Annotated in this window: 14 protein-coding genes; 12 read left to right on the top strand and 2 right to left on the bottom strand. The window is 67.9% G+C overall.

Annotated elements, in window-relative coordinates; genetic code table 11:
- On the top strand, window positions 1-1,027 hold a 1,027-nt coding region (locus K2Z83_RS07355), incomplete at its 5' end, for an LCP family protein (RefSeq protein ID WP_220594528.1).
- Between the two features lie 90 nt (window positions 1,028-1,117).
- Window positions 1,118-1,720: a COX15/CtaA family protein gene (locus tag K2Z83_RS07350; protein ID WP_220594527.1), complete on the top strand. Its 603-nt coding sequence runs from the start codon at window positions 1,118-1,120 to the stop codon at window positions 1,718-1,720.
- Window positions 1,721-1,927: 207 nt separating this feature from the next.
- Here K2Z83_RS07350 and K2Z83_RS07345 read toward each other — a convergent pair whose 3' ends face one another.
- Together K2Z83_RS07345 and K2Z83_RS07340 are read right to left on the bottom strand one after the other, a co-directional pair.
- Window positions 1,928-4,987, bottom strand: coding sequence for a DUF11 domain-containing protein (locus K2Z83_RS07345; protein WP_220594526.1), 3,060 nt, complete (start codon window positions 4,985-4,987; stop codon window positions 1,928-1,930).
- A gap of 140 nt (window positions 4,988-5,127) precedes the next feature.
- Window positions 5,128-8,427 carry an AAA family ATPase gene (locus tag K2Z83_RS07340; protein ID WP_220594525.1) on the bottom strand — a complete coding sequence of 1,100 codons (3,300 nt, stop codon included), beginning with the start codon at window positions 8,425-8,427 and terminating at the stop codon, window positions 5,128-5,130.
- Window positions 8,428-8,807: 380 nt separating this feature from the next.
- Here K2Z83_RS07340 and K2Z83_RS07335 point away from each other — a divergent pair, with 380 nt between their 5' ends.
- The 10 genes from K2Z83_RS07335 to K2Z83_RS07295 all read left to right on the top strand — a co-directional run bounded on the left by K2Z83_RS07335 (window position 8,808) and on the right by K2Z83_RS07295 (window position 19,826).
- Complete coding sequence (locus tag K2Z83_RS07335; RefSeq protein ID WP_220594524.1) at window positions 8,808-9,257, top strand: CBS domain-containing protein; 450 nt, start codon at window positions 8,808-8,810, stop codon at window positions 9,255-9,257.
- Between the two features lie 5 nt (window positions 9,258-9,262).
- Window positions 9,263-9,394: a hypothetical protein gene (locus tag K2Z83_RS28850; RefSeq protein WP_255603500.1), complete on the top strand. Its 132-nt coding sequence runs from the start codon at window positions 9,263-9,265 to the stop codon at window positions 9,392-9,394.
- A gap of 163 nt (window positions 9,395-9,557) precedes the next feature.
- On the top strand, window positions 9,558-9,731 hold the full coding sequence (locus K2Z83_RS07330; RefSeq protein ID WP_220594523.1) for a hypothetical protein: 174 nt from the start codon (window positions 9,558-9,560) through the stop codon (window positions 9,729-9,731).
- Window positions 9,732-9,869: 138 nt separating this feature from the next.
- Window positions 9,870-11,240 carry an RNA-guided endonuclease TnpB family protein gene (locus K2Z83_RS07325; RefSeq protein ID WP_220594522.1) on the top strand — a complete coding sequence of 457 codons (1,371 nt, stop codon included), beginning with the start codon at window positions 9,870-9,872 and terminating at the stop codon, window positions 11,238-11,240.
- A gap of 100 nt (window positions 11,241-11,340) precedes the next feature.
- Window positions 11,341-13,194: a MutS family DNA mismatch repair protein gene (locus K2Z83_RS07320; RefSeq protein WP_220594521.1), complete on the top strand. Its 1,854-nt coding sequence runs from the start codon at window positions 11,341-11,343 to the stop codon at window positions 13,192-13,194.
- A 276-nt stretch (window positions 13,195-13,470) separates the two neighbouring features.
- Complete coding sequence (locus K2Z83_RS07315; protein ID WP_220594520.1) at window positions 13,471-14,157, top strand: DUF4388 domain-containing protein; 687 nt, start codon at window positions 13,471-13,473, stop codon at window positions 14,155-14,157.
- Between the two features lie 391 nt (window positions 14,158-14,548).
- Complete coding sequence (gene cmk / locus K2Z83_RS07310; protein WP_220594519.1) at window positions 14,549-15,223, top strand: (d)CMP kinase; 675 nt, start codon at window positions 14,549-14,551, stop codon at window positions 15,221-15,223.
- A gap of 60 nt (window positions 15,224-15,283) precedes the next feature.
- Window positions 15,284-16,801 (top strand): PH domain-containing protein, encoded by a 1,518-nt coding sequence (locus K2Z83_RS07305; protein WP_220594518.1) that lies wholly within the window; start codon window positions 15,284-15,286, stop codon window positions 16,799-16,801.
- Between the two features lie 91 nt (window positions 16,802-16,892).
- Window positions 16,893-18,800 (top strand): hypothetical protein, encoded by a 1,908-nt coding sequence (locus K2Z83_RS07300; protein ID WP_220594517.1) that lies wholly within the window; start codon window positions 16,893-16,895, stop codon window positions 18,798-18,800.
- Window positions 18,801-18,866: 66 nt separating this feature from the next.
- Window positions 18,867-19,826, top strand: coding sequence for an ABC transporter ATP-binding protein (locus tag K2Z83_RS07295; RefSeq protein WP_220594516.1), 960 nt, complete (start codon window positions 18,867-18,869; stop codon window positions 19,824-19,826).
- Window positions 19,827-19,916 lie beyond the last annotated feature (90 nt).

The following is a 19,916-nucleotide window of genomic DNA, read 5'->3' as shown; positions in this document are numbered from 1 at the left end:
ACGTGCCGGGCCGCCGGCGCTGCCCCCAATCGGCATCCTCGCCCTCGCCGCGCTCGGCGTCGCGCTGATCCTGCTGGGCCTCGGCCGGCTCGGCGGGATCGCCGCGGGCGCGAGCCGCAACCTCGACGCGATCATCGTCACGCCCGCGCCCACGCCCCAGCGCCAGGCGGCCACCTCGCTGCTCACCCTGCCCACCGTCGCGCCCGCCCCCGGCCAGCCTGCGGCACCGGCCCCGGTCACGGTCCTGCTCCTCGGCAGCGACCGCCGCCCCGGCGAGGAGGCCACCCCGCGCTCCGACGCGATCATCGTGGCGCGGGTCGAGCCGGCCCGCGGCCGCGTGGCCATCCTCTCGCTCCCGCGCGATCTCTGGGTGGACATCCCCGGCCACGGCCAGGGCCGGGTCAACGCGGCCTACCTCTGGGGCGAGCACGATGGCCCGCCCGGCGCCGGCATGGCCCTCGCCAAGGCGACGGTCGGCGACCTGCTCGGCGTCCCGATCGACTACGCGGCCGCCGTGGACTTCCGCGGCTTCATCGGCCTGGTCGACTCGCTCGACGGCGTCACGGTGGATGTGGAGGCGCCCCTGGTGGACGACTACTTCCCCACCGCCAGCTACGGCGTTACCACGGTGCGCTTCGCGCCCGGCCTCCAGCAGATGGACGGCGCGACCGCCCTGACCTACTGCCGCGTGCGCCACCCCGACGATGACTTCGCCCGCCACCGCCGCCAGCAGGCGGTGCTGCTGGCGATCGCCGCCCGCCTGCGCGAGCGCGGCGGCCTCGACAACCTGCTCGCGGCCGAGCACCTCAGCGGCGCCCTGGTGGGCTTCGTGCAGACCGATATGCCGCGCGATCAGATCATCGGCCTGGCCTGGGCGCTGCGCGGCCTGGATCTGGCGAGCGTGGAGCGCTACAACCTGGGCGAGGACGGCGTGACCTTCGGCGTCGAGAACGACCGCTACGCGCTCCAGGCCCGCCCCGGCGTGATCGCGGCCATGGCCCGCCAGCTCGTCGGCGCCACGCCGTGACAGAGGGCTAGCGCCCAAAAGCCCCCGCAGGCAGGCGGCTGTGCTATGATGCCCGCAGACCCACCTGTCACCGAGAAAGTGAGCCTTCACATGAAGCGAAGCTTCGCCGCCTTCGCCTGGGCCAACCTTGGCTATAACCTGCTCGTCATCCTCTGGGGCGCGTTTGTGCGGGCCAGCGGCTCGGGGGCCGGCTGCGGCGCCCACTGGCCGCTCTGCGATGGCCAGGTCATCCCGCAGGCGCCCGGCGCCGAGCAGCTGGTCGAGTTCTCGCACCGGCTGACCAGCGGCCTGGCCCTGCTCCAGCTCGGCGCGCTGCCCGGCGGGGTCAGCCAGCCGATCGGCGGCGGCCCGCACCCGATCGTCCAGCTACGGGTGATCCACCCCATCCTGGGCATCCTGGTCGGCCTATCGAGTCTGCTGCTCGCCCGCGCCGTACTCCAGGCCAGCCCGAGCCCGGTCGCCCGTCGGCTGGCCTACGGGCTGGCCGGGCTGTTCCTGCTCCAGATCCTCGGCGGCGGGCTCAATGTCAGCCTCAAGGCTCCGATCTGGATGCAGCTCATCCATCTGCTGATGGCCGACCTGGTCTGGATCGGGCTGGTGCTGCTCGCCGCAGTCGCGCTGGCCGAGCGACCCGCCGAGGTATCTGGGCAGGCCCGCCCGGCCGCCGGGCGGCTGGCCACCGGCGACAGCTGATCGCACGCTGAGGTGGACATAGCCGATAGCCGATAGCCGATACGCGGCCATGTTCAGCGCGGAGCTGTGCGCCCGGCGCATGGGCGTCTGATGGACGTATGCCTATGATGACGCCAGCGCTATCAGCAGCGACACGATGGCGTCGAGCAGCCGGATCGCGGCCAGGATGGCGACCAGGACGAGCAGGTTACGTTTCATTGTCTGTGCTCAACGCGCCACCAGCGGCAGATGCGTCGCATAGGGGTAGCCCAGCGGCCCGCCCGGGTCGACGATCGTCCCGTTGGCCGCCAGGTCGCTGTCGCCGCGCCCGCCGTCCACAAAGTGCAGGGTGACGATGTTGCCGTTGATCTCGGCGCCGGTCGTGCCGTCGTAGCTGAAGTCGTACCAGTGCGGCGTCGGGTTGCCCGGCGTCGGGCCGTACTTCCACCAGCTCTGCACGCCCGCGCCGGGCAGCGTCACCGTGACCGTGGCGCTGCCGCCCGCCGGCAGGTCGGTCAGCTCGAAGGCGAAGTATCCCAGCGAGAAGGTGCCGGCCGGCGGGCTGCCCGGCGCGGGGTTGGCCACCGCCCGCACGCTGGTCAGCGTGTAGTTCGGGTCGGCGACGAAGGTGACGGCCCGGCCGTCGACCGAATTGGCGACCGAGGTCACATTGGGCTGAACCGAGTCGGGGATGCCGTCGCCATTCCCGTCGCCGGAGTTTGGCGCGCCCAGCTCGTCCCAGTCGGTCACCCCGTCGCCATCGTTGTCGCGAGTCGGGTCGGCGCGCACCACGACGAACCGGCCGTCGTCTAGCAGCGCCGAGAATGCGACCTGGCCGGCGTTGTTGATCGGGATGGTGCAGGAGCTGCGGTCGTCGTGCGCGGTCGAGCCGAGGAGGTAGGTGCCCCAGCCCGAGAGAACGGTCGACGAAAACGCCACGACCCGGTTCGCCAGGAAGTTCGGGCCGGTGAAGATCCCGATCTTCAGTCTGTTCATCGCGCTGATCGCTCCGCTGTAGGCGTAGCGCCCCTGATCGTTGATCCCGGTCTGGTTCACGCGGTGGCCGTACTCCGTCTGTGCGGCGATCGAGCCCCAGGTGATGGCCGGCGAGGAACTGACTGTGTGGAAATTCTCGACGATCAGGCCCGAACTCGTGTCCCTCACCAGCTGGCTGTAGGCGACCTGGCGTTGGTTGTTGAGAGTCATCGGGCCAAAAAAGGTAGTCACTGGGCGGGTGTCGTGGGGCAAGATGTCGTTCGCCAAAACCGAGGAACCCCAGTGCGAATACACCCACAGCTTGTATCGGGTGTACGGGTACCCGCGGATAGCCTCCACAAAAGCGTAATCGCCACGGTCATTGAGCCCGATGTTATCGATCCGATTGTCCGTGTGATAGAGCTCAGTCCGCTGGCCCCCCGCGAACAGGAGCAGGCTGACGCCTGGCAGGGTGTCCGATGTGTGGACTGTAGCCAGAACCTGATTGAGGTTGTTGAGCACCGGGTTGCCGTATCGCTCGAAGGTTGAGCCGTCGACCGCCTGCGATGCCGAGGCCAGCTGGACGCGGGCGCCGCTCGGGTCGATGAGGTGCAGGACGTTGCCGCTCGTGTGGCCGAGAACGGTATCGGTCGAATCAAAGACAACCGATTCGGTCGCCAGCCAGCCGGCGTCGTTGATCGAGAGACAGGAGCCCCAGACTTGCTGCAACGGCTCGGCCACCGGCGTCAGATCGCTCAGCCCGAACCGTCTCGTGGTCGTCGTGCCGTCGCCGACAAAGGCGGCCCAATCGTCGTACAAATAGGTGTTGTTGCCATCGACGCCGTTCCCGTGGCTGGCCCAGAACGCGACTTCACCGTTCTCGTTCATGTCCACGCCGTGAACTTCGTCGTAGTTGGCCAGCGCGCCCACGCCGGCCTCCGCGATCAGGGTGTAGGTGTACGCCGTTCCGCCCGTAAAGCGGAACCGCGTGGTGTTGTTCTCGGATCGCGGATCGTTGATCGCAGGCGTGACCGCGGCGGTCGTCTCAATCAAGCCCGTCGCCGCGATCGAGAGTTTGGCCGTGACGAAGACCTGGGCCTGCTGGCCCGGCGCCAGCGGCGCGACCGTACACGAGATCTGGCGCTGCCCGCTACAGGTGACGCCAGCATCGCTGGCGATACCGATCTGAAAGACCTCGTAGGGCAAGGTGGCGCTGACCGTTGCACCGGCGGTATCCGGCCCGGCGTTGCGCACCGTCAGGGTGTACGTAAAAATGACCTCGGGATCGACCGGCACCGGCCCAGCAGTCAGTTCGACGGCGAAATCGGCGCAGGCCGGGTTGGAGGTGGTCGCGGTATGGACGGCTGTGTTGTTAGCCAGATTGCTGTCATACGCGCGCGCGGTCACCGATGCGCGGTTGGCGAACGTGGCGCAGGTCGCACCCCCAACCTGAACCGCGATCGTCACGGTTTGCGCGGCGCCGACGGTCAGGGTGCCCAGGTCGCACCGGACCCGCTCATTGATCAGCTGGCAAGCGCTGGAGCTCCCGCCGGCCACGAACGTGCCGCCGTAGGGCAACACGTCTTCGATGACGACGCCCGGCGCGCCCTCCGGCCCGCTGTTGGTCACGGTCAGGTCGTAGCTCACCGTGCTCCCCGGGGTCAGCGGCGATGTCGGGCCGCTCATCGTCAGAGCCAGATCGGCGCGGCGCGGCGGCGTGACCGCGACGATCCGCAGGCTGTCGAAAAAGGGGCCTGCGGAGCCGATGCCGCCCATGTCTTTCAGGCGTATGGCCGCGATGGCGCCCAGCAGCCGACCGTTATCGCCGAGGTCGGTCTCGGAAGCCTTGAACAACGTCCACTGCTTTGTGGCGCCAGAGAACGTGAACGTCTTGGTATCGCCTGTGCCTTCGAAGACCACGCGCCCGCGCCCAACCGCGCCCCCATTGAGTGAGGGCGCTCCCCAGCCCCATATCTGGGCCTCGGTCACGCTGGCGGTGCCAGGCAGGTTGAACGTGATGCGATCTTCATTGAGGGCATACAGCGTAAAGGTCCCCGACGGGGACGGCGGCATAGGGTCATCCGGGAACCACCCGGAACCGTCCCACTCATCAGGAAGCGTAAAGCTGTGATTGAAGTACGGATTCGATTGTGGGTTCCAGAAAACCCCATTGCTGCCCTCGAAGTCTTCGATCATGACATAGGTCTGTCCGGCGGTTTGCGCGGCGGCCGGCGTGGCGCCCGGCAGCCCGGTCGCGGCCAGCGCGACGGCGAGCACCAGGGTCAGGGCCAGCAGGGGTCTGACTGGTCGCATATGCTCTCGCTTCCTGTTCGGCGTGAAAGGATGCGCCCAGCATAGCGGCCCGCGGTTTCCAAACCTGTTTCCATGATGACAAGGCGACAAGATGACACGCTCACCCCGTCAGCCCGTCACCCCATCACCCCATCACCCCGTCACCCTGTCATCTCCATCACCCGCGCGTTCGGCGGGTAGGCCAGAAACCGGGCCAGCAGCTGCGGGTCGTCGATCTGGGCGGCGAACTGGCGCAGCGTGTCGTGGGCGCGGCGGGCGGCGGCCAGCGCCGCGCCCGGCAGCCCGGCGGCGGCCAGGGCCTCGGCGCGGCACATCAGCACGTCGGGCTGCTCCCAGACGTAGTACTCGCCGGCGAATGCGTCGAGCAGGGCGACGGCCTGCGCCGTGCGCTCCAGCGCGGCCGCGACATCGCCCTGGGCCAGGGCCAGCCGGCCCAGCCAGGCCAGGTCGCTGACCTGGTTCTGGCGCTCGCCCGACTGGAGCCGCAGCGCGCGGGCCTGGCCCAGCCGGTCGGCTGCGGCGTCGATTCGGCTGCGGCGCAGCTCGATCCGCCCGGCCAGCTGGGCGGCCCACCCGGCGACCCAGGTGTCCTGCTGGGCGAGGGCCTGGTTCAGCACATCCTCATAGATTGCCAGCGCCGCCGGCGCATCGCCGCGCATATCGTGGGCCGCGCCGATATAGAGGGCGGGGCGGATGGCCCGCAGCGGCAGGCCGATCTGCTCGTAGATCGCCCGCGCCTCGGCGGCGAACACCTCGACCATATCTGGGGCGCAGTAGAAGGCCCAGGCGGCGGCCAGGCTGAGCAAGGCCTGGGCCTGGCCGAGCTTGTCGCCGCGGGCCCGGCTGATCGCCAGGGCCTGCTGTGAGGAGCGGATCGACAGGGCGATCTCGCCCAGGTTGAGCGCCGCCCAGGCCAGCCCGGCCAGGCAGCGGATCTCGCCGGGGCCGTCGTGCTCCTCGCGGTAGAGCGCGAGCGCCTGCGCGTAGCGCGCGCGGCCCTCGCGGTTGCGGCTCAGCGTGATCGCCGCGCTGGCCGCCTCGGCCATGGCCAGCGCCGCCAGGGTCGGCTCCTCCAGATAGAGAAACTGGCGGTGGGCGTCGAGCATCACCGGGATGGCCTCGGCGTAGTCGAGGGTCATCCGGGCGCGCACAAAGGCCAGCTTGGCGGCCCGCAGCGGCGATGGGTGGCGATCGAGCAGCGCCTCGGCCTGCTGCAGCGCCGCCGTCTCTTCGGCCGCAGGCTCGCCCAGCGCCCAGCTATACGAGAGCCACCACATCAGCTGATCGAACAGCTCGGGCTCGGCCGCATCGGGGTCGAAGTCGGGCCAGAGATGGCAGTGGGCAAAGGCCTCGCGCATCGAGCCGATCATGCGCATCATATCGCGGTAGGCGAAGATCTGGCGGGCGTGGGCCGCGGCGTGCGGCGCCCAGGCGAAGGCCAGGTCGAAGGCCTCGCCGCGCAGGGCGTGGTAGAGGATGCGCCCGGCCAGCTCCTGGCGGCCGGCGAGCGGCCGGCGCGCCGCGCCGCGCCCCAGCCAGTCGGCCATGCGCCGGTGCAGCCGCTGCCTGCGCACGGTCGAGAGCGTCGCGTACACCGCCTCGCGCACCAGGTCGTGGTGAAAGCGGTAGCGCACCGGCGCGGCATCGTCTGCGGCCAGCACCAGCCCCGCCGCGAGCGCCCGCTCAAGCGCCTCGGCCGTCTCTTCCTCGGTGCGCGCGCTGAGCTGCTGCAGCTGGGCCAGCCCGAGGCCATCGCCGGCCACCGCCAGAGTCTCCAGCACCTGGCGGTCGCTCTGCGGCAGCCGCCCCAGCCGCCGCAGCACCAGGTCGTGTACGCCGGCCGGGACGGGCAGCTCGGCCGGCAGCTGCGCGGCGCCGGCCAGATCCTGCAGCACGGCGGTGACAAACAGCGCGTTGCCGCCCGTCGAGCGGGCCAGCAGCGCCGTGAGCCGGCCGCGCCCGTCGGGGGCCAGCTGCGGGCAGACATGCCCGGCCAGCGCCGCTATGTCGGCGGCGGCCAGCGGGCCGAGCTCCAGGCGCGGGATGGCCCGCCGGGCGAAATCGTCCAGAAGCATCATCAGGGCCGGCGTATCGGCGGCCTCCTCGGCGCGATATGTGCCGATCAACAGCCAGGGGAAGCGGCCGATGCGCTGCGAGACGTAGTGTAGCAGGCGCAGGCTGGCCTCGTCGGCCCACTGAAGGTCGTCCAAGAGCAGCAGGCAGGGGCTCGGCTGTCCGGCCGGGGTGTGGGCGAGCAGATCGACGACGGCGGTGAACAGCCGCTCGGGCTCGTCGATCACGCCGGAAGCGCCTGCTGCCGGGGATAGCCGACGCGCCATCCCCGGCAGCAGGCGGCTCACGTAGGACTGGGCAGCGGGCGGGATCTGCTGCAAGGTGGCATCGTCGAGCCGCTGCACATGGGACTCAAGAATCTCCAGCCAGGGCTGGTAGGCCAGGGCGCGCGTGGACTCGTAGCAGTGGCCGGCGGAGACGGACGCCGCCGGGATATGGCGTGTCAGCTCGTGCGTCAGCCGGGTCTTGCCGCCGCCGGCCCGCGCGGCGATCATGATCACCCCCCCCTGCCCGGCCTGGGCCCGCCTCCATGCGGCGTGGAGCGCCGCCAGCTCGGCGGCGCGGCCCACAAAGCCGGCGGCGGGCAGGGGCGCGCTGGGGGCGGTGCCCTTCTCCTCGCGGTGGTAGGGCCGCGCCAGATCTCCTCCCATGACGGCGAGATGCAGCCGCTGGAGGGCGTCGGTCGGCTCGACGCCGAGCTCGGACCGCAGCAGGGCGCGGCACTGCTCGTACTGGCGAAGCGCGGCGTCGCGCTGGCCGGTCTGGGCGTAGAGCCAGATCAGCTGGCCGTGGGCCTCTTCAAGCAAGGGGTTGTGCTGGCCGAGCTGGCGGGCATACCCCAGCGCCGCGCCCAGCTGTCCCTGGGCGATGTGGCGCTCGATCAGCGCCATCAGCCCGCGCTCCTGGAGGTGGCGCATGTGCGCCCGCTGCCCCAGCAGCCACAGCTCAAACTCGGGCGCGTCGCTCAAGGCCAGCCCATCGAGCAGGTCCGCGCGGTACAGCGCGACGGCTGCCTCCAGCTGGGCGATCGGGCGGGAGGCCACATCGCCGCCGAGCGCGCCCTGGAACGCGGCCACATCCACCCACACCAAGCCCTCGTCGATCCGCACCGACTCGTCATCACCAAGCAGCGCGGCCGCGCCGAGCTGCGTGCGGATGCGGCTGAGCAGCACCGCCAGCGCCCGCGCCGGCGCGTTCGCCCCCTGGCAGAAGAGATCCATCAGGGCGCGGCGCGGCTGGGCCTTCCCCGTGATGGCCAGATACGCCAGCAGGGCGCGATCCTTACGCCGCAGCGCCGGCGCGGGCTGCTCGGGCGCGATCCTGAAGGCGCCCAGGAGATGGAGCCGTAGCGGTTGGGGTGCGCACATGACAAACGATCGTATACGGTGGGTGGCGTTCGGATAACGATAGTATACCCGCTCTCGCCGGTGTCTAGGGCTCAGCCCCCTGTGTTGACAGGGCATGTGCAACGTCCTGCGCGCCCCCCTGGCTGGCGACTGACGTCGCGCCGGCAGGGCGCGCTGCGCCAGGCGTCGGCCTGCGCCGACGCCGGATCCGCCCACGAAGGTGGGCGGTCGGCCGCAGGCCCCCGCGACGCGGCTTCAGCCGCCAGCGACGGTGCACATGCCCTGCCTGTGTTGAGAAAGATCCCCCAAACATATACTGTCCAACCAGTGAAGGACAGCTATAATTAGCATACCCCAAAGATATTATTCACGAGATGCACCAAGCAAGGAGGGCACCGCCAATGAAGACCGTGCGCAGAATCCTGGAATCCCGGCCGCTGCGAACCTGGTCGACAACGCCGGAGAGCTCGGTGAGCGACGCCCTGCGCCTGATGGCGGAGAAGGACATCGGCGCCCTGCTCGTCAAGGACGGCCCCCGCCTCGTCGGGATCGTCACCGAGCGCGATGTCGCTCGCAAGATGGTGCTGGAGGGCCGTCCGAGCGACAGCACGCCGGTACGTGATATCATGACCGAGCGGGTGCTCTTTGTCGGCCTCGACCACACGATCACCGAGTGTATGGCGCTGATGAACGAGCGCCGCATGCGCCACCTGCCGGTGATCGCTGGTGAGCAGGTGATCGGCATGATCTCTATCCGCGACGTGATCGCCGAGCTGATCGCCGAGAAGGCGTTCCAGATCGAGCAGCTTGAGAGCTACATCTACACCATCCCGCCCTACCACGCGGCGTAGGTGGATTGTGGATTGCAGATTGCAGATTGCAGATTGCAGATTGCAGATTGCAGATTGCAGATTGCAGATTGCAGATTGCAGATTGCAGATTGCAGATTGCAGATTGCAGATTACCTCTGCGTCGTACCCTTGAGTGACCGATTAAACCCGCCGCAAGCCGCCATGCTTTAGCCGAGCGGTTAGGCGGGTTTCTCGCTGGCTTTAGCTAGAACATCGCAAGCAATGATATTCCCTTCATTGCTTGCGATGTTCTGTGTTATGCACTTGTGTTCTAGGCGTAATTGTTGTATAATTACGCCTATGGAATACCGAACGATCAAGGTCTGGATGTCCACCTACCAGAAGCTACGCTTACTGGCTGCGCTTACGGGCGAGACGATGCTTGCCGCACTTGATCGGCTCGTTATGCGCGAGTTGGAAGCCCGGCAGAAGGAGCAACGCGGTGACTCGCAAATCAGACGAACCGAAGATTGAGATTGCATGCGCTGGATGCGGTCGCACGCAGCATGTACGTCCATCGAAGATCATCAAATGCGACGGCTATACCTGTTCTCACAGTTCGTGTAAGCTCAACCCTGACTTCCATGTGCCACGTCCGCCAGAAGGCTGGATATGCGTCATCGAGATGAACGCGGCGGGCGCTTTTTACGGTTGGACTATTCGAGAAGCCAGCGAGGAGGAACGGAGATCCGTGGCGCGGGCGCGTGCGATTCTTGCGGCAGGTCTTGCGAGTCTCGGCTCATGATTCGCACGCACATCCTTGAGTGCCACCTGCCCCGCAGCGAAGCAGACGCGCTTAACCGCGAGAGCGGGCGGGTCTACACCGACACCCTGGTGTGGCACTACCGCATCTATCGGCGCACCGGCCACTGGCTCTCGCAGGGTGCTGCCGAAAAGCTGAACGACTCGCTTAGCCCGACCACGCTGCACGCCCACAGCCGGGACGCCGCACAACAAGCCTTCTACAAGGCGTGCAAGACCGCCAAGGCCACCCGCGCCGAGGGCGGGAAGTATCCACACAAACGGAAGTTCTACCGCACCACAAGCTGGAAAGCGACGGGCATTCGCCTCAAAGACGGCGGGCTCCTGCTGGCTCGTGCCCGTGGGCTGGAGCCGGTCGCCGTCGTGCTGCCGTCCGACCTCGCCACTATGCCCAAGACGGCCTTTGTCGAGATGCGGCTGGTGTACGACCTGATCGCCAAGCGGCATCGCTGGCATCTGGTGGTAGACGACGGGGTGGAGACGCCCCTGCGTAGCGAGGGGCAGACCCTCGCCGCCGACCTGGGCGAGATCCACCCGGCGGCGATTGCCAACGAGGCGGGCGACGTGGTGATCTTTACGGCCCGCGACCTGCGGGCGCTGAACCAGTACCGCAACAAGCGGCTCGCCAGCCTTCAGACGAGGCAGAGCCGCCTCACCAAGCGCAGCCGCCGCTGGAAGAAGCTGCAGCGGCGCAAGACCTACCTGTTGGCTCGCAATGATCGTCAGCGGCGCGATATTGAGCACAAGGTCACGCGGGCGATCACCAACCACGCCAAGGCCGAAGGCGCGAAGCGGCTGGTGGTAGGCGACATCCGCGACATCGCCAATGGAAAGCGGCTGAACCGCAACGCCCAGCAGAAGGTGAGCGGCTGGTCGCACGGGCGACAGATCGCCTTCCTGGTCTACAAGCTCGCCGCCGAAGGGGTCGCCCTGGAGCGGCAGAGCGAGGCGTATAGCTCCAAGACATGCCCCGCCTGTGGTCATCACAACAAACCCAAGGGACGCAACTACCGCTGCGCCCGCTGTGGGTTTGTCGGCCATCGGGACGCCGTAGGGGCCGTCAATCAGGAGAGTCAGGCGGTGCATGGTGAGTTCGGCCATGTACAGGTTGGCTCCGTCAAGTATCGGCGTGCATTTGTGCGCCGTAGTTCCCCAGACACGGGGCATGTAGCTCGGGAGGTACATCCAACGGATGGCTCACGAGAAGCCGTGGGGCTTTAGCCCCTGCGGAGTGTCACCCGCATAGGTGCTGTAGCTAGAACGCGTTGGAACGCCATGCGCGGCAATCTGCAATCCAAAATCTGCAATCTGAAATGGTATAATGCCTGAGCGCCCCGATCACGTCTACGCCGCGCGCGCCGCGCGCTTCGCCGCCAGCCGCAACCGCTACGCGCTGCGCTGGGGGCGCATCGCCAACCTCCGCCTGGTCGCCTTCGTCGCCGCCCTGGCCGCCGCCGGCGCCGGCTGGTGGCGCGATGCGCCCTGGCTGATCTGGCTCGGCGCGGCGGGCGGGGTCGCCTTCCTGGCCCTCGTCGCCTACCACCGATACCTGGGCGACCTGCGCCGGCGCTACACGATCCTGCACGACCTGAGCGCCGATGGCCTGCTGCGCCTGCGGCGGGACTGGGCCGCCCTGCCGCTGCGCCGCCCGCCGCCCCCGGCCACCCCCGACGCGACCGCCTTCGACCTCGACCTGCTCGGCCAGGCCTCGCTCCAGCACCTCCTGAGCACGCCGCAGACCCACGTTGGCCAGGCGACGCTCCAGGGCTGGCTGCTGCGCCCGGCCGCACCCGCCGTGATCCGCGCGCGCCAGGAGGCCGTGGCCGAGCTGGCTACGGCCATCGACCTGCGCGATGAGATCGCCCTGCTCTGCCGGCTCGCCGCCGAGGGCCAGCCCGCCTACGAGCGCTTCACCGCCTGGGCCGCCGGCCCGCCCTCGCCCCTCGGCCGCCCGGCGATCCGCGCCCTGACGATCGGCTCGCCGGCCCTGCTCGTGCTCGCCGCCGCTGCCCAGGCGGCCGGGCTCACCCCCTGGCCGCTCTGGCTGGCCTTCCTCGGCCTGAACATCATCCTCACCATCGCCCTCGGCGCATACACCCTTGAGCCGCTGGCCCAGCTCTACGACCGGCACGACCTGCTGGCCGCCTACAGCCGGCTGCTCGGCCTCGCCGCCGACGCCCCGGCGGCCGCCCCCGAGCTGCGCCGCATCCAGGCCGAGCTGGCCGCCGGCGGGCTGCGCGCCGACGCCCAGCTGCGCCGGCTCAGCGCCATCGCCACCCTCGCCGAGTACAGCCGCTCGATCCTCTACCCGCTGCTCCAGTTCGGCCTGCTCTGGAGCTTCCAGGTGATCGCCCTAGCCGAGGGCTGGCGCCGCATCTCCGGGCCGCGCCTCGGCCCCTGGCTGGCCGCCGTGGGCGACCTAGAGGCCCTGGCCGCCCTCGCGGCCCTGCGCCACGACAACCCCGGCTGGGCCTTCCCCACCCTCGTCGAGGGCGGCCCGCCGACGATCATCGCCCGCGGCCTTGGCCACCCGCTGCTCCCCCCCGAGCGCTGCGTGACCAACGACGTGCAGATCGGCCCGCCCGGCAGATTCCTGCTGATCACCGGCTCGAACATGTCTGGCAAGAGCACCTTCCTGCGCGCCGTGGGCATGAACGTGGCGCTGGCCCAGGCCGGCGGGCCGGTGTGCGCCGCCGAGCTGCGCCTGCCGCCCATAACCCTCGCCACCAGCATGCGCGTCCAGGACTCGCTCGCCCAGGGGGTCTCCTACTTCATGGCCGAGCTGCGTCGCCTGCGCGAGATCGTGGACGCCGCCGAGGCGGCCCACGCCGCCGGCGGGCCGGTCGTCTGCTACCTGCTCGACGAGATTCTCCACGGGACGAACAGCGCCGAGCGCCAGATCGCCGCCCGCCGCGTGATCCGTCACCTCGTCTCACTCGGCGCTATCGGCGCGGTCTCCACCCACGACCTGGCCCTGGCTGATGATGGCTCTATCGCCGCATCGGCCGATCTAGCCCACTTCCGCGAGCAGATCGCCGAGGATGCGGGAGGGGCCACGATGCGCTTCGACTACACCCTTCGCCCCGGCATCGCCGCCACCACGAACGCCCTGCGCCTCATGGAGCTCGTCGGCCTGCCGGTCGGCGAGCCTTCGTGCGGCGGGCAGAACGGCTGAGCCAGCATTGATGCGCCTGATCGCCTTCTGATGCGCTCTGCGCTCTGCGCTCTGTTATCGGTGCTAGTAGCGTTTGCCAAAAGTAATAGTTTATTTTTCGTTAAGGCCATGATATACTTCCCGCAACCGACATGGCACCGTGTATGTATATGAGTGCGCTTTCACTACAGACGCTGGTTCCGCTACAGTTGGTTATACCAGCGTGATAGAATCGAAATCGTACCGGCACCCTGCCCCATCTCTTTGGACACACCAGCATTGTCAGGGAGCAATCTTGTGAAGCTTGAAGGCACCACCGAGGACATCCCGCTGCGCGAACTTATTGAGATGATCGCCTACAGCTCGGTGACAGGCGTGCTCAATATCTACACCGACTCGGCATCCGGCCATATCTACTTCCGTGACGGCCACCTCTACCACTGTGACTCGCGTGACAGCGCCGGGCTAGATGCCCTTGCGGGCCTGTTTGCGCTTCATCGGGCCAACTTTAGCTTCGTGAGTGATGTGACGAGCGACCAGGAGTCGCTCTGGGGCGATATGGACTACCACCTGCAGACTGCCGAGCGCCTGGCGCATCGCTGGGCGGCAGTTCGGCCATCCATCACCTCGCTCGACCTCATCCCGGCGCTGATTATCCCCTTCGAGCTGGCCATACGTCGAGTCGGCCCGGCGCATCATCAGATCCTCGACCGGATCGATGGTCAGCATACGATCAGGGCGATCACCGATGATCTCGGCTGGGCGATGATCGATGTCGCTGAGGCGATCGCGCAGCTGTCGCGGGATAGCCTGATCGACCTGCGGCACCAGGGGCAGGGGCAGGAGCCAGAGCCGGCCACCCCCCAGCGCGGCGGGCTCTTCAATCGGCTGCTGTCACGGGCCAGCGAGCCGGCGCGGCAGGTAGGCCCTGCACCCCTCACGATCTCGGCCGAGGAGATGGTGCTGCGCGTCCTCCGCAGCTAGATCGCCGTGCGAGTCTCAGGATGGGCCGATACAGCGACACCCGCGCCAGGGCGCGGGTGTCGCTGTGCGCATGCCCTGTTCGCCGCCCCAGGGCATGTGCATCGTCCTGAGCACCCCCCCGGCTGGCGACTGGAGTCGCGCCGGCGGGGCGCGTTGCGCCGGGCGTTGGCGCAGGCCGACGCCGGATCCGCCCACGAAGGTGGGCGGTCGGCCGCAGGCCCCCCGCGACGCGGCTTCAGCCGCCAGCGACGTTGCGCATGCCCTATCAGCCGCCCGCAAACACTTGCCACCTATAAGCACGTCATGCTACAATATGGCCTGCCTTATGCCGCAAGAAATCAGCGTGCCCGCCAGTGTATAAGGGCGGCGCCCCGTCTGAACTGTAAACGCTATGCAGCAACCGCTCGTGATCGCGATCGATGGCCCGGCAGGCGCGGGGAAAAGCACGCTCGGCGCGCTGCTGGCCGATCGCCTCGGCTACCTCTACTTCGATACTGGCGTCATGTACCGAGCCCTCACCCTGGCCGCCCTGCAAGAGGGGGTCGATCTCGCTGTGCCCGAGGAGGTGGAGGATCTGGCAGCGCGGATTGTGATCGAGGTTGCTCCGCCGCGTGAAGCTGACGGCCGCCAGTACACCGTCCTCGCCGATGGGGTCGATGTGACATGGGCCATCCGCAGCCCTGAGGTTGAGCGCGGGGTCTCGCTCGCCGCCCGCTACCCCGGCGTCCGCCGCGAGATGGTCCGCCAGCAGCAGGCGATCGGGCGCCGCGGCCGGGTGGTGATGGTCGGCCGCGATATCGGCACCGTTGTGATGCCCGACGCCCCGCTGAAGATCTACCTGGAGGCGTCGCTCGACGAGCGCGCCCGCCGTCGCGCCATCGAGCGACGCCAGCAGCGAGACCCGCGCCCCCTCGATGAGGTGCGCTTTGACCTCGCCCGCCGCGATGATATGGATCAGCATGTGCTCCGCCCCGCCGCTGATGCGGTGATGCTCAAGAACGACGGGCTCTCGCCCGAGGCTGAGGTGGACTGGATCATGGACTATATCGCCGGGCGCGCAGGCTGACACGCCGCCCCGCCACACCCATCGGCAACGCTCAATCTCGGAATCTTGAGGAGCCAGCGTATGGTGAACTTTCTCAAAGACCTGCTGCTTGAGGATGCCTCTGAGGCGCTGGATCTGAGCGAGGGTGAGCAGATCTTGCACGTGACTGGGCGGCACTGGATTGTCCTGCTCACACGCCTGATCGGGCCAGTGCTCGGGATCATCTTCTTTGGCGGCCTCGCCTTCTATCGCAGTATCGGCGGCAGCTTCCTCGTCACCGATACCGGCGAGCCGGTCGGCTTCGACTTTTTTAACTGGCTGCTGATCGGTGTCGCCATGGTGCTCGCGCTCCTCTGGACCTCGCTGTGGATTCGCACCTCGGGGAAGAAGAAGCCGATGGCGGGAGATCTGCGCACGCGCAATATCTTGCTCGGCGCCGGCGCGGTGCTGCTGCTGGTGATCTACTACCGCTATCAGGGCGGGCGGCTGCTCTTCATCGACCCGATGATGTTTGTCAGCCAGACGCTTGATGCGGTGAATATTATTCTGTTCATCCTGGCGGCGATCTGTCTGCTCTTCACCTTCTTTGGTACCTACGACTGGCTCAACGATGAGCTGATCCTGACGAATAAGCGCGTCGTCTACGATAACGACGAGGTCTTCATCCCCAAGCTGATCGAGCGGCGCGTCCAGGAGCAGATCTATATTGAGGATATCCAGGATGTGGTGGCCTCGACGAAGACCTACAGCCAGCACTGGCTGGGCTATGGCGTTGTGATCGTCAAGTCGGCCCGTATCGGCTCCCAGATCACCTTCGAATCGGCGGCGAACCCTAAGCTCATGCAGCAGAAGATCATGGGCGAGGTGAACTCCTACCGTAAGCAGCACACGGCCGCCGAGTTCGACCGCATGATCGAGACGAAGGTCTATAACGCCCAGGGCGAGAAGAAGGTCTTCAAGAAGGATATCAAGACATCGCAGGGAGTCCGCTGGCTGCGCTGGCTCTTCCACGAGAACCCCGAGATCAACGAGGATAACGGCACGATCACATGGCGCGCCCACTGGATCTTCGCCGTGCGCGCCCTGATCGGCCCGGTGCTCATGCTCTTCGGCGGCCTGCTGGTGATCGCTATCGGCACGAGCCTGCTTCAGCCCGGCCCGGCCCTGATCGGCGTGGCCACGGCCGCGCTGATTATCTCCTTTGTGGCCTGGGCATCCTGGGAGATCGAGGATCATCGCAACGACCTCTACATCCTCAGCCAGACAAATGTGATCGATATCGAGAAGAAGCCCTTCGGCCCCGAGGACCGCCGCCAGGCCAGCCTCGGCGCGGTCACGAATGTCTCCTTCGAGACGACCTTCATCAGCAACCTGCTCGGCTACGGCAATGTGGTGCTGGAGACGGCCGGCGGCGGCGGGAAGTTTACCTTCGACCACGTGCCGCGCCCGCGCGATGTCGTTCAAAAGATCAATGACTACCAGCTCGCCTTTAAGCGCGGCGAGAAGGAGAAGAACCTGAACGATACCCTGAGCCTGCTCAAGCACTATCACGACGCCCAGCAGCGCCACCAGGAGCTGACCGCGCCGCCTGCGGCGTAGTGTTAAGCGTTGAGTGTTGAGTGTGGCACTCAACACTCAACGCTTAACACTCAACACTCAACACTGAATACGAGCATGCGAGGGAGCTATCTTGACTCGATTCTTTCGATTTACCCTGCTCTTCCTGCTCCTTCTGGCCCCGGCGGGGGCGGCGCGGGCCGCGCAGCAGGATCCGGTCTCCCTCGATGTCCGGGCCGGCTATGATGGCAGCGGCCAGTACCACGTCGGCCACTGGTTCCCGGTGAGCCTGGTGGCCGCCAACGATGGCGGGGATCTGCGCGGCACCATCGAGTGGCGCTTCCCCGGCGACAGCAGCCCGTCCTTTCGCTACGAGATCGATCTCCCCCGGGGCGCCCGCAAGCAGGTGCGCATCCCCGTCGTCACCAACACCAGCGCCCGCGCCGCCGATCTGCGCCTGATGGTGGACGGCGCGCCGCTGCTGAGCCGCAGCGTGCGCCTCGCGCCGATCGATACGAGCGAGGTGGTCGTCGGCGTGCTGAGTAGCGACCAGACCCTGCTCAACAGCCTGGGCACCGCGCAGCTGGTGATCGGCTATACGACGGCGCTGAGCCATCTGCGCGCGGACCTCCTTCCCGAGGATGCCACGCTGCTTGAGGGCCTGGATGTGATCGTCATCCACGATGTGGCCCCGACGACGCTCACCGCCAGCCAGCGCGGCGCGCTGGAGCGCTGGGTGCGCCTGGGGGGCACGCTCCTGGTGAGCGGCGGCCCCGACGCCGCGCGCACCGCCGGCGACCTGGGCGACCTCCTGCCGGTGCAGATCGGCCCCGGCCTGCGGGCGGATGTGTCGACCGACTCGCTGGAGCGCCTGGCCGGCAGCAGCGGGCTCTCCAGCCTTGTCCAGGGCATCACGGCCAACCAGATCACGCCCCTGCCCGGCGCCCGCGCCATCGACCGGGACGGGCTGATCGTCGCCGGCGCGGTCGGCGCCGGCAAGGTGATCTTCGCCGCCTTCGACCTGGCCGCCCTGCGGGCATGGCGGGGCGAGCCCGATCTCTGGGGGCCCATCCTCACGATCGAGGACCGCATGCAGATGGGCTACTCGTTCCGCTGGCGCAGCGAGAACCTCGTGCGCGACACGCTCCAGCTCGCCTCGCTCAAGCTGCCCTCGCCCGCCATCCTGCTGCTGCTGATCATTGTCTACATCGTGGTGATCGGCCCGGTGAACTTCCTGGTGCTGCGGCGCATCCGCCGGGTCGACCTGGCCTGGATCACGACGCCGCTCCTCGTGGCGGTCTTCCTGCTGGCGGCCTACGGCGCGAGCTTCATCCTGCGCGGCACGCGCCCGCAGCTCTCGCAGCTGGCCCTCGTCCAGAGCTTCGAGGGCGTGCCCGGCGGCCAGGCGACCGCCTTCGTGAGCATCTTCTCGCCCCAGCGGCGCAGCTACACCCTGGGCTTCGCCCCGGAGGCCCTCGTCTCGCCCGGCACCTTCGAGAGCTTCGAGTTCAGCACTATCCCGGTGACGATCAGCGATAGCGCGGTGCAGGTGCCCGACCTGCTGGTCGATGTCTCGTCGCTGCGCACGCTGCTGATCGAGCAGCCGGTGGCCGTGACCCCAGACGTCGAGAGCCAGCTCTCCCGCGATGCTTCGCGCGTCACCGGCAGCCTGCGCAATGCGAGCAGCGAGACGCTGCACAACGCGCTGATTGTCTCGGGCGACGCCGCGCAGTCGGTCGGCGATATCGCTCCTGGGGACACGGTCGAGGTGAACCTGGCGCTCAACCTTCAGATCTTCCCCGACCAGACCGTCGCGCCCTCCGGGGCGCTGTTCAACCAGCAGCAGGTGCTCGCGACCCTGTTTAGCTACGATAGGTTCGCCTTCGGCGGGCCGACCTTCCAGGGCCAGCAGGGCCTCCCCGAGCGCGACGCCGTCTACCTCCTGGCCTGGCGCTCCGCGCCGACGATCACGGTGGCCGTGGACAGCGACGGGGAGCTTCAGAAGGGCCTCACCCTCTACCTGATTCGGCTCAACACCTAGCGGCATGGGATCTGAGTGTAAAGGCGCAGCAGCGCCGCGCTACTGCGCCCCAACGGAGCCTCTTATATGACGACCATTGTCGAAACCAAAGAGCTCACCCAGCGCTACGGGGGCACCACCGCCCTGAGCAGCCTGAGCCTCCAGATCCCACAGGGCGCGGTCTATGGGTTTATCGGGCCGAACGGCGCCGGCAAGACCACGACGATGCGCATTCTGACCACCCTGCTGCTGCCGAGCAGCGGCGAGGCCTGGGTGGCCGGCAACTCGGTGGTGCGCGACCGCGCCGCCGTGAGGCGCTCGGTCGGCTTTATGCCCGACTTCTTCGGGGTCTATGAGGCGATGAAGTCCTGGGAGTACCTGGACTTTTTCGCGGCCTCCTACGACATCCCCACCGCCCGCCGCCCGAAGCTGATCGACGACCTGCTGGCGCTCGTCGACCTAAGCCACAAGCGGGACGCTGAGGTGATGGGGCTCTCGCGCGGCATGAAGCAGCGGCTTAGCCTGGCCCGCACCATGCTCCACGACCCGGCCCTGCTCATCCTCGACGAGCCGGCCAGCGGGCTCGACCCGCGGGCCCGCGTCGAGCTGCGCGAGCTGCTCAAGGAGCTGCGCAGCATGGGCAAGACGATCATGATCAGCTCGCACATCCTCACCGAGCTGGCCGAGATGTCGACCCACATCGGGATCATCGAGCGCGGGCACCTGCTGGCCTCCGGCGATGTGGCGACGATCATGCGCTCGCTCCAGCCGCACCGCACCTTCGCGGTTCACCTGCTGAGCGACCTGGCCGAGGCGGCGGATCTGGCCCGCGGGGCGCCCCACGTGCTCGACGTGCGCCTGCTGCCCGAGGGCGAGCCGCCCCAGATCGAGATCGATGTGGACGGCGACGACCATGCGGCGGGCGAGCTGCTGGCCCGCCTGGTACAGGGCGGCGCGATCGTGACCCACTTCGCCGGCCAGGTGAACGACCTGGAGGACATCTTCATGCGCGTCACCCAGGGCAGCGCCTACGGCGGGACGAACTAGGGCTGCCGCCCGAAAAACTGTATTGGGTTGTGGAAATGTCCCAGCTTCGCTGGGACATTTCCACAACCCAATACGAGATTCTTGGCGCTG

Origin of the sequence: Oscillochloris sp. ZM17-4, from assembly GCF_019599295.1 — a bacterium.
Taxonomy (GTDB): domain Bacteria; phylum Chloroflexota; class Chloroflexia; order Chloroflexales; family Chloroflexaceae; genus Oscillochloris.
This window is presented reverse-complemented; position numbering and strand designations above follow the sequence as displayed.